The 16,768-nt window shown below is 70.2% G+C and carries 16 protein-coding genes; 6 read left to right on the forward strand and 10 right to left on the reverse strand.

The genetic code is table 11. The features are described 5' to 3' along the window. Positions 1–49: 49 nt before the first annotated feature. The 7 genes from AC5DRG_RS33105 to AC5DRG_RS33135 form a co-directional block, all read right to left on the reverse strand. Positions 50–637, reverse strand: a complete 588-nt coding sequence (locus AC5DRG_RS33105; RefSeq protein ID WP_491803160.1) for a TetR/AcrR family transcriptional regulator — start codon at positions 635–637, stop codon at positions 50–52. A gap of 32 nt (positions 638–669) precedes the next feature. After that, entirely contained in the window at positions 670–1,848 is a 1,179-nt protein-coding gene (locus AC5DRG_RS33110) for a pyridoxal phosphate-dependent aminotransferase (RefSeq protein WP_491803161.1), read from the reverse strand. A 26-nt stretch (positions 1,849–1,874) separates the two neighbouring features. Next, a complete protein-coding gene (locus AC5DRG_RS33115) occupies positions 1,875–2,651 on the reverse strand; it encodes an SDR family oxidoreductase (protein ID WP_491803162.1) in 777 nt (258 codons plus the stop codon). Between the two features lie 64 nt (positions 2,652–2,715). Continuing rightward, entirely contained in the window at positions 2,716–3,711 is a 996-nt protein-coding gene (locus tag AC5DRG_RS33120) for a 5-oxoprolinase subunit C family protein (RefSeq protein WP_491803163.1), read from the reverse strand. Next, positions 3,708–4,442, reverse strand: a complete 735-nt coding sequence (locus AC5DRG_RS33125; protein WP_491803165.1) for a 5-oxoprolinase subunit B family protein — start codon at positions 4,440–4,442, stop codon at positions 3,708–3,710. The genes AC5DRG_RS33120 and AC5DRG_RS33125 overlap by 4 nt, the downstream gene beginning before the upstream one ends. A gap of 7 nt (positions 4,443–4,449) precedes the next feature. After that, positions 4,450–5,256, reverse strand: coding sequence for a LamB/YcsF family protein (locus AC5DRG_RS33130; protein WP_491803166.1), 807 nt, complete (start codon positions 5,254–5,256; stop codon positions 4,450–4,452). Positions 5,257–5,283: 27 nt separating this feature from the next. Continuing rightward, complete coding sequence (locus tag AC5DRG_RS33135; protein WP_491803167.1) at positions 5,284–6,630, reverse strand: MFS transporter; 1,347 nt, start codon at positions 6,628–6,630, stop codon at positions 5,284–5,286. A 281-nt stretch (positions 6,631–6,911) separates the two neighbouring features. Between AC5DRG_RS33135 and AC5DRG_RS33140 the strand changes: the two genes are divergently transcribed. From AC5DRG_RS33140 to AC5DRG_RS33155, 4 genes are all read left to right on the forward strand, one after another. Then, positions 6,912–7,547 (forward strand): RraA family protein, encoded by a 636-nt coding sequence (locus AC5DRG_RS33140; protein WP_491803168.1) that lies wholly within the window; start codon positions 6,912–6,914, stop codon positions 7,545–7,547. After that, positions 7,547–8,602, forward strand: a complete 1,056-nt coding sequence (locus AC5DRG_RS33145) for a D-2-hydroxyacid dehydrogenase (protein WP_491803169.1) — start codon at positions 7,547–7,549, stop codon at positions 8,600–8,602. The genes AC5DRG_RS33140 and AC5DRG_RS33145 overlap by 1 nt, the downstream gene beginning before the upstream one ends. Positions 8,603–9,046: 444 nt before the next feature. Beyond that, positions 9,047–9,709 carry an RNA polymerase sigma factor gene (locus AC5DRG_RS33150; RefSeq protein WP_491803170.1) on the forward strand — a complete coding sequence of 221 codons (663 nt, stop codon included), beginning with the start codon at positions 9,047–9,049 and terminating at the stop codon, positions 9,707–9,709. Beyond that, positions 9,709–10,782: a hypothetical protein gene (locus AC5DRG_RS33155; RefSeq protein WP_491803171.1), complete on the forward strand. Its 1,074-nt coding sequence runs from the start codon at positions 9,709–9,711 to the stop codon at positions 10,780–10,782. Before AC5DRG_RS33150 ends, AC5DRG_RS33155 begins: the two co-directional genes overlap by 1 nt. Positions 10,783–11,012: 230 nt before the next feature. Here the strand turns inward: AC5DRG_RS33155 and AC5DRG_RS33160 are convergent, their stop codons facing one another. Beyond that, positions 11,013–11,840 (reverse strand): L,D-transpeptidase family protein, encoded by an 828-nt coding sequence (locus AC5DRG_RS33160; RefSeq protein ID WP_491803172.1) that lies wholly within the window; start codon positions 11,838–11,840, stop codon positions 11,013–11,015. Between the two features lie 119 nt (positions 11,841–11,959). On the opposite strand from AC5DRG_RS33160, the gene AC5DRG_RS33165 reads away from it, so the two are divergent. Next, positions 11,960–13,540: an acyl-CoA mutase large subunit family protein gene (locus AC5DRG_RS33165; protein ID WP_491803173.1), complete on the forward strand. Its 1,581-nt coding sequence runs from the start codon at positions 11,960–11,962 to the stop codon at positions 13,538–13,540. A 69-nt stretch (positions 13,541–13,609) separates the two neighbouring features. Then, positions 13,610–14,257 carry a leucine efflux protein LeuE gene (gene leuE, locus AC5DRG_RS33170; RefSeq protein ID WP_491803174.1) on the forward strand — a complete coding sequence of 216 codons (648 nt, stop codon included), beginning with the start codon at positions 13,610–13,612 and terminating at the stop codon, positions 14,255–14,257. 3 nt (positions 14,258–14,260) lie between these two features. Here leuE and AC5DRG_RS33175 read toward each other — a convergent pair whose 3' ends face one another. Beyond that, a complete protein-coding gene (locus AC5DRG_RS33175; protein ID WP_491803175.1) occupies positions 14,261–15,184 on the reverse strand; it encodes a class I SAM-dependent methyltransferase in 924 nt (307 codons plus the stop codon). 101 nt (positions 15,185–15,285) lie between these two features. Then, positions 15,286–16,746, reverse strand: coding sequence for an FAD-dependent oxidoreductase (locus AC5DRG_RS33180; protein ID WP_491803177.1), 1,461 nt, complete (start codon positions 16,744–16,746; stop codon positions 15,286–15,288). Positions 16,747–16,768 lie beyond the last annotated feature (22 nt).

Below are 16,768 nucleotides of genomic sequence, written 5' to 3' on the forward strand. Positions count from 1 at the left end.
TTGCCGTCCTGACCCTGTCGCCAAGGGGTTCTGAACCGCGGTGTCGATCTCACTCAACCCTCCGGTCCGGCGCCGTGGACCAGCCGATGAGGGCGCCGCGCAGTGCGGCCACGAGGCGTGAGGCGGCCTCGTCCTCGGTGTGTCCGCTCTTGATGAGGTCGAGGATGTCGCGGGGGTCGAACAGGGCGTTCCACAGGTACAGGGCTTCGTCACCGAGATCGCCGAGGCCGAGGTCCTCGGTGGTCTGCCGCAGGGGCTCGGTGAGCGCCTCGGCCTGCGGAGCGAGATAGCCGGTGCCCTCCCGCAGCCGCTCCAGATAGCCACGGTGCGACCGCATCTGCGCCATCGCTCCCCCGTGTTCGAGGACGAGCGACACCCAGTAGCGGGATACCGTCTCCAGCCGCTGCATGCCGCGGGTCGTCTGCGCCGTGCTGAAGTCCCGCAGTTCGGAGCCGACTTGAGCCCGGAAGGCGTGCAGGACGTCCTCGACGGAGGAGAAGTGCCGGTATGCCGTGGCGGTGGACACCTCGGCGCGTTTGGCGATCTCGGCGAGGCTGACCGGGGTCGGCGAGTTCTCGAACAACTCTGCCGCGGCCTTGATGAGTTGCCTGCGATTGCGCTGGGTGTCACTGCGCATGGGTCGACCCCCCGTTTGCGTGGCGGCGGCGTTCACCGAAGGGCCGCGAGACCGTGAGCCAGACGACGGACGCCCTCGGTGATGGAATCCGCGTCGGCAGCGTACGACAGCCGCAGATGCCCCTCGCCCGAGGCGCCGAACTCGCCGCCGGGCCGCACGGCCACCCCGTACGTCGTGCGCAGTGCCGCTACGACCTCGACCGACGGCAGATCGAGGTCGTAGCGGGGGAACTGGTAGAACGCGCCTTCAGGGGAACTCAGCGTGAGGCCCGGGATCTGGGCGAGTTCCGCCCGCATGATCTCGCGGCGTGCCTCGTACTCCGCCCGCATCCTCGCGATGTCGGCCTCGCAGGTCCGCACGGCGACGAGCGCGGCGTCCTGGATGAACGTGTTCACCGAGCCGTTGAAGGTGTTGTGGATGCGTGCGGCAGCCTGGATCAGCGGCGTGGGGCCCCAGAGGTAGCCCACGCGCCAGCCGGTCATCGCGTAACTCTTGGAGAAGGTCTGGCAGTAGACCGTACGGTCGCGCAGGCCGTCGAGCGAGATCGTCGAGGTGAACGGTCGGCCGGTGAAGTCGAGGTCGGCGTACGCCTCGTCGGAGATGACGAGGGTGGGTGTGCCGTCGAGCAGGTCGGCGAGCGCCTCCAACTCGGCCCGGCTGTGCACGATTCCGGTCGGGTTGCTCGGGTTGCAGAACACGAAGAGCTTCGCCCCGTGGAGGGCGTCGGCCAGTCGGTCGAGGTCCCAGTGCAGGTCGGGGGCGAGCGGGACGGGGACGACGACTCCGCCGGCCATGTTCACCAGGTCGGCGTAGAGGGAGTACGTGGGGTCGGGGATGACCACCTTGTCGCCGGGGTCGACGATGCCGAGGATCGACGCGGCGAGACCGGCGGTGCCGCCCTGGGTGATCAGGATGTCGGCGGGGGAAGCGGGCGCGCCGGCGATGCCCGTCAGCTTCTCGGCCAGCGCTTCGCGCAACGCCGGCTCGCCCAGCAGCGGCGAGTAGTGGGTGCGGCCTGCGCGCAGCGAGGCTTCCGCCGCCTCGGTGACCTGCTGTGGTGTGTCGAAGTCGGGTTCGCCCATGGCGAGGGAGACGAGGTCGCCTCCGGACTGCGGTTGCTGCGTCCGGCGGGAGGCGGTGGCGATCCGGGCGACGGCCGCGGCGGGCGCGAACGCGAGCGGCGGGGCGGTGGTGGTGACGGTGGGCGGCATGCGCTCCTCCTGAAAGGTGGGGGTGATCAGTCCTGGGCGCCGGCGGGAGCGCCCGCCCAGCGGCTGATCTCAAGGTCGGCCGAGGTGTCGCGCTGCCGGGTCGGGGCGACGACGATCTCCTGGAGGACGACCCGCTGGGGCAGCGTGACCGCGAGGCGGATGGCCTCCGCCACGTCCTCCGGCTGGAGCATGTGGGCGCGTTCCTCCGCCACCGGCGGCCGGGCGCGGTTGTCGAGGATGGGGGTGTCCGCCTCGCCGGGCAGCACGGTGATGGCCCGCAGGCCCACATTGCGGAAGGTGTTGTGCAGGAAGGTCATGAAGTTGCGGACCCCGGCCTTGGCCGCTCCGTAGGCCGCTCCGCCGAGCAGGTTGGGGTTGACGGCGGCGAGCGAGGAGACCGTGACGATCGTTCCGCCGCGGCCGAGCATGTCGGGCAGCACGGCCTGGGTGAGCTGAAAGACGGCCGTGAGGTTCACGTCCAGGACCTGGCGCCATTCCTCGTGCGGCAGCCACCGCGGGTTGAGCACCGACGAGGAGCTTCCCGCGTTGTTGACGAGGATGTCGACCGGGCCGAGTTCGGCGTGGATCCGGTCGATGACGCGGGTCACGTCGTCGGCGCGGGTGATGTCCGCCGCGAGGGCGAGGGCCGTCCCTCCCTCGGCGTGGATCGCCGCCCCGGCCTTGTCGAGCGCCTCCTGCCGGCGGCCGACGAGGACGACGGCGATGCCGTCCCGGGCGAGCAGGCGGGCGGTCTCCAGGCCCATTCCGCTGCCGGCGCCTGTGATGAGCGCGGTCCGCGTCACCGTTCCTCCTCCAGGTGAGATGTCCGTATCGAGACATCCGTATCAAGTGAGAATAGTTTCTCATCTATTGGTGGATCAAGTGCCCCGTGAAACCGAGCGCGCCGAAGGCCTCGGCCGTCGCCAGCTCCAGCGCCCGCAGCGCGCTCTCCCGCTCCGTGGACCGGCGCACCGAGGTCTCCCGGTCCACCCACCGGAACCGCAGCTCCCGACCCGGCCCGGCCTGCCCGAGCAGCGGGAGCGACGCCTGCGAGGCGACTCCGACAATCGGGTAGCCCGCCGTCAGACTCCGGTAGCGGCCGAGCACGATCAGCTCGTCCGCGTGCGGGATCTGGAGCGCCCCGATCGGCACCCCGTGCGACACGATCTCGGCGTCCGTGTCCGGGTGCAGCACCGGTCCGTCGAGCCGCAGGCCGACGTGGTTCGAGCGGGCGGTGACGACGTACGACGACACCGCGATCAGCTCACGGACCCCGGGGATCGCGCGGGCGCCGTAGCTCTCGACGACGTCGACGACCCAGGGCCCCGCCGGGCGGCGTGGGACGGGGACCGGAAGCCGGAAGAACGGGGGACTGAAGTGACTGCGCCCGAATCCCCGGAACCCGGACTCCAGCAGGACCCGCGCCCCGAGGGCCTGCGCGAACCCCATGCGCGGGTCCGGGGCGGCGCTGCCCAGCAGGGTCTCCGCCGCGAGCACTCCGCTCACTGCCAGGTAGGTCCGGGCACCGAGGCCCATGTCGCCGCGCACGCGGATCTCCTGGCCCGCCGGCACCACCACCGGCGACCAGCTGTCGACGGGCGCGCCGCCGACGGTGACCAGGCCGGGGGCGCCGGTCACGGCGACCAGGACGTCGGCGTCGGGCACGAAGGCCGGCTCGCCCCCGAGGTTTTCGATCAACGTGGCGCCCCGCGGGTTGCCCACGAGGACGTTCGCCACGGCCGCCGAGTGCTGGTCGGCCGCGCCGCCGGTGGGAACTCCACGGCGTTCGCTGTCGCGCCGGCCGAGGTCCTGGAACGTCGTGACCCACCCGGTGCCGGTGATGTCGAGGCCCACGGTTCTCATACGGGCACCTCCACCGGCATCAGGAAGCCCGCGCCCAGCGCCGCCGCCTCGTCCCGCGTGACCGGCACGAACCGCACGATGTCACCCGTGCCGAACGACACGGGGTCCGGGCGGGAGATGTCGACGATGGTGTGCGGAGTGCGCCCGACCACCCGCCAGCCGGTCGGGCCCGGGAACGGCTGGATGATCGCGTTGGTGCCCGCGATCATGATCGCCCCCGGGGTCACGTCGGTACGCGGCTCGGCCCGTCGCCGTACCGGCCGGGGCACCTGGAGCCCGTCCATCATCGGGGCCATCGCCGCGCCCAGGAGAGAGATCGTGAACGTGGACTCCGCGATCGCGTCGACCACTTCGGCGGGCGCCAGGCCCACCTCCTCGGCGACGGACAGCAGATCGGGTCCCGTCTCCTCGTCGAACACGACCGGAATGGCGAACCGGCGAGCCGTACGCGCGCGTGCGGACCGCTGCTCGGCCGGCGGCCGCTCCGCGAGCAGCCGTATCGCGTACTCGACGTGCTGGGGTGCGGTGGCCAGCGGGTCGTACTCGACGAGCAGCGACTCCAGGCCGGAGACGACATCCAGCACGCCGGGCGGGCGGTGCGCCAGGAACCGCTCGCGGAAGGCGACGATCGCGGTCCGGCGGACCACCGGGTCGGGGTGGGGGACGGTCACCATCACCGCCGAGTCCCCGAAGGGCTCGACGGTGACGGCGGGGAACTGTGCGGCAGCCATGGGGTGTTCAGACCAGTGCCTTCGCCTTCTCGGCCAACACGTCCTTCAGACCTGTGACGTTGACACCCGCCGCGTCCAACCCGGCCCGCAGGGCGGTGCCGTTGGCGAGTACGGACGGGTGGTCGCCGTGCAGCAGGAGTACGTCGACGTCGTGGCCGAGCGGTACGACGTTGCCGTCCACCGAGCGCACGGTGCCTTCCCGCGCGACCTGCACGCAGCGCTCGCCGATGAGCTCGGGGTCGTAGATGAGGCCCTGTTCGTGCGAGCGCGGGACGGGCATGCCGTCGTCGCCGTAGCCGCGGTCGGCGAGGAAGACGTACCCCACGTCGAGGCCGCGCTTGTACGACTCCTCGGCGAGCAGGCCGCGTTGACAGATGACGATGTACTCCCTGTTGTACGCGGCGATCGCGTCCGTGATGGCGCGGGCGTGCTTGGCGTCGGTCTGCGCTATCGAGCCCATACGGCCGTGCGGGGCGACATGGCTGATCGTGCCGCCGTGCACGCGCGCGAAGGCGTCGAGCGCGCCGAGCTGGTAGAGGACGTCGGTGCGGATCTCCTCCTCCGTCGCCTCGATGAGCCGGCGGCCGAACCCGACAAGGTCGGGGTAGCCGGGGTGGGCGCCCAGTTCGATGCCGCGCTCGACGCAGTCGGCGACGGTCCGGTCCATGATGCGCGGGTCGCCGGCGTGGAAGCCGCACGCGATGTTCGACGCGGTGACGAGGCCGAGCAGGGCGGCGTCGTCGCCGATCGTGTAGTTGCCGAAGCTCTCGCCGAGGTCGGCGACGACTGCCACCGAGTTGATTCCGGATGTCATGAGGTGTCTCCCGAAGTGCGGTTCGGTTCAGTGGGCCGCGAGCGGCTGCCCCTTGGTCTCCCGCAGGAACGCCACGGTGACCAGGGTGATCGATGCGGTGATGATCGCGGCGAACGCCGGTATGAGGTTGGACCCCGTCGACTCGATGAGCTCGGTCATCACGAGCGGGGCGCTGCCGCCGAAGATGATCGTCGAGATGCTGAACCCGATGCTGTACGCGGAGTAGCGCACGCTGGTCGGGAACATCTCGGCGAGCACGGTGTGCACCACGGCGGCGTGGCCGGAGAAGGCGATCGCGAGGACGACCGTGCCGATACAGGCGAGGCCGAACTCGCCGGTGGTGATGAGCAGGAACATGGGGTAGGAGACCACGGCCATGGCGACGGCGGAGATGGCCAGCACGGGCTTGCGGCCGATGCGGTCCGACAGCCGCGCCATGAGCGGAATGCTGATCACGATCGCGATCAGGCTGCACGCGGTGACCATGAGCGCCCGCACCATCGAGAAGTTGTGGTCGCCGAGCGAGGTCTTCAGATACGTCGGCATGTAGGCGAACAGCAGGTAGTAGCCGGGGCCGTTGAGCGCGGGCAGGAAGATCGTGAGCGCGATCGCCTTCAGGTGCCGCTTGGAGGTCAGCGCCTCTCTGAGCGGGTTGCGGGCGACGGTCTTCTGCTCCCGCAGCGCCGTGAAGTGCGGGGTCTCCTCCAGCTTGCTACGGATGTAGAAGCCGACGTAGCCGAGTGGTACGGCGACCAGGAACGGGACCCGCCACGCCCAGGAGGTCATCGCGTCGTCGCCGAGCGCCGTGATGAGGACGGCGGAGAGGGTGCTGCCGAACATGAGGGCCACGAACGAGCCGACGGCGATGAAGCTCATCATGAAGTTGCGGCGCGCGTCCGGTGCGTACTCGCCGACGAACGACATGGCGCCCGCCACCTCGCCGCCCGCCGAGAAGCCCTGGAGCACCCGGAGCAGGACCAGAAGGACGGGCGCGCCGACCCCGATCGCGGTGTGGGAGGGGATGAGGCCGATCGCCGCCGTCGCCCCGGAGATGAGCACCAGCAGAGTAGCCAGGAGCGTCTTGCGCCCCAGCTTGTCCCCGAGGTACCCGCAGATCACGCTGCCGAAGGGGCGCGCGAGGAAGCTGATCAGGAAACCGACGTTGGTGAGGAAGAGCCCTCCGGCACCGGCGTCGCCCATGATGTTGAGCGCGAGATAGGTGACGAGCAGGCCGTAGATGCCGTAGTCGTACCACTCCACGAACGAGCCGATCGCTCCCGCGACGGTGGCCTTGCGGACAACCTTGTCCTGTGCGGTGACGGCCGGCGCCTCTGGCTGGTTTGACGTGGTGTGGAGCCGATCTGACGTTGCCATAGCTTCAACTTTCGGTGTCGCGGACTGCCGAAGCGGTGTCCTGGGGACCGGCGGAGAGGTACTGCTCCAAGCTGCGACTCGAATCGCGAATGAGAATAGGTTCGCATTCTCGGGGTGGTCAAGGGCTGGAGTTGCGTCCGTGTCAACCTTGCGATTCCGTCATGTTTCCCCGGTTGTTCCAGCAGGTCCGGCAGTTGTCACCCCTTGCCTGGTGGCGCGGATGGCTGCAGACTGGTGCGTCGAAACGCGAAAGAGTTCGCATTTTTTGGAAGGGGCTCTCGATGACCCAGGACAACGTGCGCGTCGGTACGGGGTGGGAACGTGTCGACCGGCACGTGCTCGATCAGTTCCGCGAGCACTCGGTGGCCAACCTCGGCGACGCCCTCGACCGGCTGAATATCGTCGACGGGGGCATCGCGCCCGTGTGGAACGGGGCCCGGGCCGTCGGCACCGCGCTCCCCGTGCTCACCGTCGCGGGCGACAACAAGGCCGTGATCGCCGCGCTCGAACACATCCGCCCCGGCGACATCCTCGTCATCAACGCCTTCGGCTACGAGGGCCGCGCCATCGTCGGCGACAACCTCGCCCAGCGGTTCGACGTGTACGGCGCCGTCGGTGCGGTCGTCGACGGCTATGTGCGCGACGGCGCGATCATCGAGAAGCTCGGCGTGCCCGTCTTCGCGCGCGGGCTGACGCCCGCCGGACCCTTCAAGAACGGGCCGGGCACGATCGGCGAACCCGTCGCCATCGGCGGGGTGGTGGTGAACCCCGGCGACATCGTCGCCGCCGACGCCGACGGCGTGATCGTGATTCCCCCGCACCGCGCCGAGGAGGCGCTCGCGGCGGTCAGGGAGATCGTCGCCCGCGAGGCCGACCTGGACTCCGAGGTCGAGGCCCTGCGGAAGCAGGTCGCCTGATGGGAAAGGCGGGCCGGCTCCGGGTCGCCGTCGCCGCACCGCTGTCCGAGGAGAACCGCGCGCGCATCCGGGAGTTGGAGCCGCGGATCGATATCGTCGTCGACCATGCGCTCCTCCCGCCCATGCGCTGGCCCGCCGACTTCGCAGGCGACCCGGCCTGGCGGCGCACGCCGCGACAGCAGCGCGCGTACGAGGTGCTTCTCGACTCCGCCGACGCGCTGTACGGCATCCCCGACGTGGACCCGTCCGCGCTGGCGCGAGCGGTCCGCGCCAACGAGCGGCTGCGCTGGGTCCACACCATGGCGGCCGGCGGCGGCAGCCAGGTCAAGGCGGCGGGACTCGGCGCCGCAGAGCTCGACCGGGTCGCCTTCACCACCTCGGCCGGGGTGCACGGACAGCCGCTCGCCGAGTTCGCCGTCCTCGGCGTGCTCGCGGGAGCCAAGGACCTGCCCCGCCTGATCCGCCGGCAGCGCGACCACGAGTGGAGCGGCCGCTGGACGATGAAGCAGGTGAGCGAGCAGACCGTGCTCGTGCTCGGCCTCGGCGGGATCGGCCGGGTCGTCGCCGGGAAACTGCACGCGCTGGGCGCGAGGGTCGTCGGTACGAGCAGGCGGGACATCGATGTCCCAGGCGTGGCCGAGATTGTGCATCCCGACCGGCTCGTCGAGGTGGCACCCACCGTGGACGCTGTTGTCAACACGCTCCCCGGCACCGCGGCGACCGAGCACTTGCTCGGCAAGCGGTTCTTCGACGCCCTCCGGCCCGGCGCGACCCTTGTCAATGTCGGGCGTGGGAATGTCGTAGACGAAGCCGCCCTGATCGACGCCCTCGACCACGGCCGGGTCGGCTTCGCCGCGCTGGACGTCTTCGAGACGGAACCGCTGCCCGCCGACAGTCCGCTCTGGGACCACGACCACGTGCTGGTGAGCCCCCACACCGCCGCTCTCAACGCCGCGGAGGACCGTCTCATCGCCGAACTCTTCGCCGCCAACGCCAGCCGGCTCCTCGACGGACACGGCCTGCTCAACCGCGTGAACACCGTCGAGTTCTACTGACCAGGAAGACGACTCAGCAGACGACTGGCGGCGGATCGTCGACACCGAACTCACCGGCAAGGGCCCAGCTGAAAGGGCCGGCGATCCGGTGTTCGGGAGGGCTCAGCGCATCGTCCCAGGTCAGATGGGGTAAACCGTGGCAACGGCCGGGGCCGCCACCCCCCACAGGAGAGGCCCCGGCCGTCGCGCGGCACGGGCCGCGCGGCGGCCCGTACTTCCTTCAGCGCCATGACTGCGTTTTCTGTCACACCCCACCGCGTCACGAGGTGGTTGCACGTTGTACGGACATGGACGAGGGCCACTTTGACGCCGTAACGTGCCTTTCGCTACGGGCCATGGACGTTCACGTCCGCCGAGGCCTGAGACCGCAACCATTCATTGAGCAACCACAACGGAGAGCACCCGGTCCGCGAGAGCGGCGCCGGTTTAGGCGCAAGGATGGGCGTGCTGGGGGACGACGCGGAGCTGACCGCCGCGGTGCTTGCGGCACAGGACGGGGACGAGACCGCGTTCCGGACTGTGTACCGCGCCGTGCACCCACGCCTGCTCGGATACGTCCGGACGCTGGTCGGCGACCCGGACGCCGAGGACGTCACGTCCGAGGCCTGGCTGCAGATCGCCCGTGACCTGGAGCGCTTCAGCGGGGACGCCGACCGGTTCCGCGGCTGGGCCGCCCGGATCGCCCGCAACCGCGCCCTGGACCACATACGGATGCGCGGTCGCCGCCCCGCGATAGGCGGCGACGAGACCGAGCTGACCGGCCGGGCCGCCGAGTCCGACACGGCCGGCGAGGCCATCGAGGCCCTGGTCACCGACAGCACCCTCTCCCTCATCGCCCAGCTGCCGCAGGACCAGGCCGAGGCCGTCGTCCTACGGGTGGTCGTGGGCCTCGACGCAAAGACCGCCGCCGAGACGCTCGGGAAACGGCCGGGAGCCGTACGTACCGCCGCGCACCGCGGTCTGAAGCGGCTCGCGGAACTGCTCGGCGGCGATCCGGAATCCGCCGGCGTACTCGACGCGCTGCCGGCCCCGCGCGAACCGCGCGAACGCACGGTGACGTCCGCCACTGTGACGCATACGCGTTCGCGGACGCAGAAGGACATGTGATGGCCGACGAGCAGTACAGATGGCTGGACCGCGAAACGGCGGAGAGTTTGCTGCGCGGAGAGTCACTGGAAGCTGTCGATGCCGCCTCCCGGGACCAGGCGGAACGGCTCGCCAAAACCCTGGGCGCGCTGTCCGTCGAGCCCTCCTCCGTCAGCGCCGAACTCCCGGGCGAGGCAGCCGCGTTGGCCGCGTTCCGTACGGCACGTTCGGACCGGGCCGGCGAGCGGGCCGCCCTCGGGCACCCCACCCACACGCGGTCCTCCGACGCCGGGCTCGTCCGTATCGCCCGCCACGCCAGTCCCCCGCGCCGCCCTCGCTGGGGCCGCCCCGTGCGGTTCGGGCTGTCCGCCGCGCTGGCCGTCGGCATGGTCGGCGGGGTCGCGGTGGCGGCCGGCATCGGGGTCCTGCCGACTCCGTTCGGCGACGATGAACCGGGCCCCGCGGCCTCGGTCTCGGCCGCGGTCACACCGGAGCGCCCGCTCACCGAACCGTCCGGCGGCACCTCCGGCACCGGCTCGACCACGCCCGGCAGCACCGGCGGCGGTTCCGGCGGCGACGCCTCGCGCGAGGCGGCCGGGGGCGGCTCGGACACGGGCGACGACAAGGACAACAACGGCTCCGGTGACAAGTCCGCGTCGCGCGGCGACATGTGGAGCGGGGCCCCCTCGGCCTGCAGTGACATGCGCGACGGCAAGGAACTCGGCGCGAGCCGCAAGCACACGCTGGAGAGCGAGGCGGGCGGCTCCTCGCACGTGTGGACGTACTGCAAGGGCGTTCTGTCGTCCGTCGAGGACACCACGGAGGACGAGTCCGGCAACGGCAACGGTCAGAGTGACGACGAAGTGCAGGGCGAGGAGAACGGCAACAGCGGCGACGAACAGGGCATAGCTCCCGGTGGCGGCAACGACCACCACGGGGACGGCGTATCGGACTCGCCGTCGCCCTCGTCCCCGTCGTCCTACGCGCCCTTCCTGCCCAGGCAGGAGTCGCCCTCGCCGGAGCCGTCCCCGGAATCGTCACCGTCCTCGGACTCCGCGCAGCCGACGCCGAGCCCGACGTACAGCGCGCTCTGAGAGCCGTCCGAGGCGTCCCATACGTCTCCGACCTGCGATTTCGTAACTCGTGAAACTTTTTTCGCGCCGGGTGTGACACTTTCGGGCGCCCGGGCGCAGTACTCAGTGAGCCGACTGGTCATCGGCCGTCGCACAGAGCCGGGGTTCCCCCCGTACCCACGGCTCGTGCACCTCGGCGCGGGCGGGACACGTTCCCCCGGTCCCGCCCGCGCCCCAAACCCTTCCGCCGTTCACCAGTGGACGACGACCTTGTCGCCGACCCTCACCTGCGCGAACAGGTCCGCGATAGCCGCCTCGTCCCGAACGTTGACGCAACCGTGCGAGGCACCGGCGTAACCGCGCATCGCGAAGTCGGACGAGAAATGGACGGCCTGGCCCCCGCTGAAGAACATGGCGTAGGGCATGGGCGAGTCATAGAGGGTCGACACATGGTGACGTGACTTCCAGTAGATCTGGAACACACCTTCGCGGGTGGGTGTGTACTGCGCGCCGAACCGCACCGACACCGTCGACAGGGTCTGCCCGTCCACCATCCAGCGCAGCGTCCGGCTCGACTTGCTGATGCACAGCACCCGCCCGGTCAGACAACGCGCGTCCGGCGCGTCGGCCGGCTGCCCGCCCATCAGATACAGCTCCCACCGGCCCGGCTCGTGCGTCATCCGCAGCAGCCGCTGCCAGGTGACGGCGTCGGTCTTCCCCGTCTTCGGCAGCCCGCGCTTTCCCTGGAAGCCCTTGACCGCCTGCTCGGTCAGATCGTCGTACGACCCTGTCGGACCGTCGAAGAGCCAGGCGACCTGGCGCAGCCTGGCCTGGAGTTCGCGGACGCCCTTGCCCGAGTCGCCGCGGGTCCAGAGCACCTTGGGGGCGGCGGGCGTGGGCGTGGCGGACGGCTTGCCGTCGGCGGGGGCGGAGGAGGACTTGGTGCTCGGTTCGCTGCTGGGGAGCTCTATGCGCACGGGCGACTGGTGCTTGCCGTCTCCGTCGGCGGCCTGGACGGTGCAGCCGCACAGGGCGGCCAGGGCCGTCAGGGCCGCCACCGCGGCAAACGATCTCCCCATGCCCTTAGTACGCATTACGGACCCCCGTCGTCTCACCGTCGTCTCACCGATGTGCACTGACGTCACCTGAGATGTGTTCCCCGGATGACTGGTTGCGAACGACGCGGCATTGTGGGGACATGACGCGCGAGTCGGAATCCGGACTGCCCATCGACCCGGTCTACGGACCGGAGGCCCTGGCGGGTTGGGACCCGTCGCAGAAGCTGGGTGAGCCCGGCGCCTACCCCTTCACGCGCGGCGTCTACGGGTCGATGTACACGGGCCGTCCCTGGACGATGCGCCAGTACGCCGGCTTCGGCACGGCGACGGAGTCCAACGCCCGCTATCGGCAGCTGATCGCCCACGGCACGACGGGCCTGTCCGTCGCCTTCGACCTGCCCACCCAGATGGGCCACGACAGCGACGCCCCGATCGCGCACGGCGAGGTCGGCAAGGTGGGGGTGGCGATCGACTCGGTGGAGGACATGCGGGTGCTGTTCGGCGGCATCCCGCTGGACCAGGTCTCCACGTCGATGACGATCAACGCCCCCGCGGCTCTCCTCCTGCTGATGTACCAGCTGGTGGGGGAGGAGCAGGGCGTACAGGCAGGGCAGCTGACGGGCACGATCCAGAACGACGTACTGAAGGAGTACATCGCGCGGGGAACGTACATCTTCCCGCCGAAGCCCTCCCTCCGTCTGATCGCGGACATCTTCAAGTACTGCAAGACCGAGATCCCGAAGTGGAACACCATCTCGATCTCCGGCTACCACATGGCGGAGGCGGGCGCGTCCCCCGCACAGGAGATCGCCTTCACGCTGGCGGACGGCATCGAGTACGTCCGCACGGCGGTCGCGGCGGGCATGGACGTCGACGACTTCGGCCCGCGTCTCTCCTTCTTCTTCGTAGCCCGTACGACGATCCTGGAGGAGGTCGCCAAGTTCCGCGCCGCACGCAGGATTTGGGCCAGGGTGATGCGGGAGGAGTTCGGCGCGAGGAACCCGAAATCCCTGATGCTCCGCTTCCACACCCAGACGGCGGGCGTCCAACTGACGGCCCAGCAGCCCGAGGTGAACCTGGTCCGGGTCGCGCTGCAGGGCCTGGGCGCGGTCCTCGGCGGCACGCAGTCATTGCACACGAACAGCTTCGACGAGGCGATCGCGCTGCCGACTGACAAGAGCGCGCGACTGGCACTCCGCACCCAGCAGGTCCTGGCGTACGAGACGGACGTGACGGCGACGGTGGATCCGTTCGCGGGCTCGTACGCCGTCGAGAGGATGACGGACGAGGTGGAGGCGGCGGCGGTCGAGTTGATGACGAAGGTGGAGGAGCTCGGCGGGGCGGTGTCGGCCATCGAGCACGGCTTCCAGAAGGGCGAGATCGAGCGCAACGCGTACCGGATCGCCCAGGAGACGGACTCGGGCGAGCGGGTGGTCGTCGGCGTCAACCGCTTCCAGCTGGACGAGGAGGAACCGTACGAGCCCCTCCGCGTGGACCCTGCCATCGAGGCCCAACAGGCGGAACGCCTCGCGAAGCTACGGGCCGGGCGCGACCAAGGTGCGGTGGATTCGGCACTGGCGGCGCTGACGAAGGCGGCCGAGGGCACGGACAACGTCCTGTACCCGATGAAGGACGCACTGCGCGCACGGGCGACGGTGGGGGAGGTGTGCAATGCCCTCCGGGGGATTTGGGGGACTTACGTACCGACGGATGCCTTCTGAGCAGGGCGGTCGTTCCGTCTGGCAAAACATGGAGGCTGAGTGTCGTACCCCCGTGCGACACTCCTTTTCATGTTCGGTGTCATCGATCTCCCCACCTATCTGGCAGGACTCGTCCTGATCGTCCTGCTGCCCGGTCCCAACTCCCTCTACGTCCTTTCCGTCGCCGCCCGCCGAGGGATCCGCACCGGGTACACGGCCGCGGCCGGTGTTTGGTGTGGGGACGCCGCATTGATGACGCTCTCCGCGGCCGGGGTCGCTTCGCTGCTCCAGGCGAACGCCTTGTTGTTCGGGATCGTGAAGTACGCCGGTGCCGGTTATCTGACCTGGCTGGCGATAGGGATGTTGAGGGCCGCCTGGGGGATGTGGCGGACCCGGCGGGAAGAAGCCGAAGTCCACGAGGCGCCCGCCGCCACCGACGAGCGGCCCTTCCGGCGTGCTCTTGTCGTCAGTCTCTTCAATCCGAAGGCGATTCTCTTCTTCGTCGCCTTCTTCGTGCAGTTCGTCGACCCGGGGTACGCCTACCCCGCCCTCTCCTTCGTCGTCCTCGGCGTCTTCGCCCAGCTCGCGAGCTTCCTGTACCTCTCCGCGCTGATATTCGGCGGCACCAAGCTGGCCGCGGCCTTCCGCCGCCGTCGGCGCCTGTCGGCGGGGGCGACCTCGGCGGCGGGGGCGTTGTTCATCGGGTTCGCGGTGAAGTTGTCGCTGGCGAGTTCGTAGCTGTCAGGGCTTCGTCGAGCGGGTCGTCGAGCGCCTCGCGGTTCGGATCGCGCGGGTGAGGACCGGTGGCATCAGGTCGACGGCGACTCGGCGGGTGCGGCTGCGGCCGGGGCTGTGACCCTGGGGGAGGGTCGGGCGTGCTTCCTCCTCCGCCTCCGGCGTCTCCGTGTGGTGCCGTGAGAGCGGGAAGTCCGGAGCCCGCATCCCCTTCGACTTGAAGCGGACGATCCGGTGCCCCGCCGCCTGCTGCACGCTGACGTGGCAGTCCTCCCGCTTCCGCACCATCGCCACCAGCTCCTCCTGGACGGACTTGGGGTCGTCCCACGTCCCGTACAGCTTCTGCGTGCTCAGGCAGATGGGGTGCAGGCCACCGTTGAGTACGGCCTCCCACGCGGCGATGGAGACGCCGGGCGTGTGCTCGGAACGGAAGTCGTCCAGGACGACGATGCCGCCGGGCAGCAGTACGTCACGGGCGGCGCCGATATCGCCGTACACATGCTTGTAGAGGTGCGAGCCGTCGATGTGGACGAACCGGCAGGAGCCGGGTTTCACCTCGGTGGGCACGATCTCGCTGGGGCCCTGGAGGACACGCGGGAGTTCGTCGTGGAAGGAGAGGTAGTTCTCCTCGAACCGCTCCCGGGTGAGCGCGTGGTAGGACTTCGTCGACTCGGCGCGGTTGGCGTGGTCCGGTGCGTCGCCCTCGAAGAGGTCGCACACGGTGTAGCGCTCGCCCTCCCGCAGGTGCCGCCCGAGGAAGATCGCGCTCTTCCCCATGTAGACGCCGATCTCCAGCAGGTCACCGCGCGTTCCCGCGGATTCCTGCCGGTCCAGGAGCCAGTCGAAGAGCACTTGGTCGAGAGCGGGGAACCAGCCGGGGACGTCGTCCAGTCCTCGGGGCGGTCGGTTGGTGTTCGGTACGGCGGCCATGAGGAGGGGACACTCCTTTGTCCGGACGAGGCGCACAGACTCTGAGCCGAGGAGCCGTTCAGGCCCAGAAGTCTGTGCCTTGTCTGTGGCGCGGTCTAGGGCTAGGGCGCGTCTGCCCTCGCTGACGATTCCAAACCCGGGGCTTTTGCCACGGCTCCCACGCGGTGCGCGTACTCCGTCAGCCCTACCGCCGTCTCGCCCGCCCATCCCACGTAACCGTCGGGCCGGACGAGGAAGACGCCCGTGCCGTATGCCGCGTATGCCGGGATTCGCGTCGTGGGGACGGGAAGCGGGGGCAGTTCGGTGTCCGTGCCCACCGTCAGCAGCGTCCAGTGCGGGCCGCGGAACCTGTCGAAGAGCCGTACGCCGTCCACCGTGCCGTCCGGTGCGCGGTCGCCCGCGTGGACCGGGCCCGGGGTCGTGCGGGTCTCCGCCGCCAGTGATGAGTCCCGGTAGCCGAGGCCGAGCTGCCGGGTCGCCTCGCCGCGCCTGACCTCGCCCCGGTGGACGCCCGTGGAGATGCCGAGCATCTGCGCGGCGATGGGGCGCCTCTCCTCCTCGTAGGTGTTCAGGAGTGCCTCCGGTGCGTCGCCCGCCAGCACCGCCCCCAGCTTCCAGCCCAGGTTGTACGCGTCCTGGACGCTCGTGTTCAGGCCCTGGCCGCCGGCGGGGGAGTGGACGTGTGCAGCGTCCCCGGCGAGGAACACCCGGCCCGAGCGGAAGCTGTCCGCCAGTGCCGCCCTGGGGCGGAAGTCCGAGGCCCAGCGCACCTCGGTCACGTCCTCGGCGGCGAGGTGCGAGCGGGCGGTCACCGTCTTCCGTATGGCATCCAGGGAGAGGTCGACGGCGGCGCCCTCCGGGAACTGGGCCACCAGTTGGAAGTCCTCCGTCCCCGCGAGCGGGCAGATCGCCATGAAGCCGTCGCCGTCCCCGCTCGGCGGGAAGACGTGCCAGTTGACCCGGTCCAGGCCGGTGATCCGGACGTCCGCCACCAGGATCGGGTTCGGGTCGACCGTCTCGCCCGTCATGCCGATGTCCAGCGCCCGGCGGATCACCGAGCGGCCGCCGTCGGCGGCGACGACGTACCGTGCGCGGACCGGTTCGCCGGCGGCGAAGGCGACCGTCACGCCCTCCTCGTCCTGGTCGAACCCCACGACCTCCCGGCTGAACGCCACCCGCCCGCCCAGCTCCTCAAGCCGCGCGAACAGGATCTCCTGGGTCCGCCACTGCGGCACCATCAACGGCTCGGCGGCGTACGGCGACTCCTCGCTCGCCTCGGCCGGGTCGAACATCTGGTGCTCGCCGACCCGCTCGCCGTTCTGCCAGATCATCCCGACCGGATAGGGGCCGCCCGCCGCGCGGATCGCGTCCAGGACGCCGAGGTCGTCGAAGACCTCCATCGTGCGGGGCTGGATCCCCTTGCCGCGCGAGCCGGGGAACAGCGCGTCGGCCCGCTCCACGACCAGCGCGTCCACCCCGCGCCGGGCGAGGTCGACGCCGAGGGCGAGTCCGGTGGGGCCCGCGCCGACGATCAGTACATCCACGTACGACTGTGCACCCATGATCCACTCTCCTTAACGTTGT

It is taken from the genome of Streptomyces sp. JLBG701 (assembly GCF_058544905.1).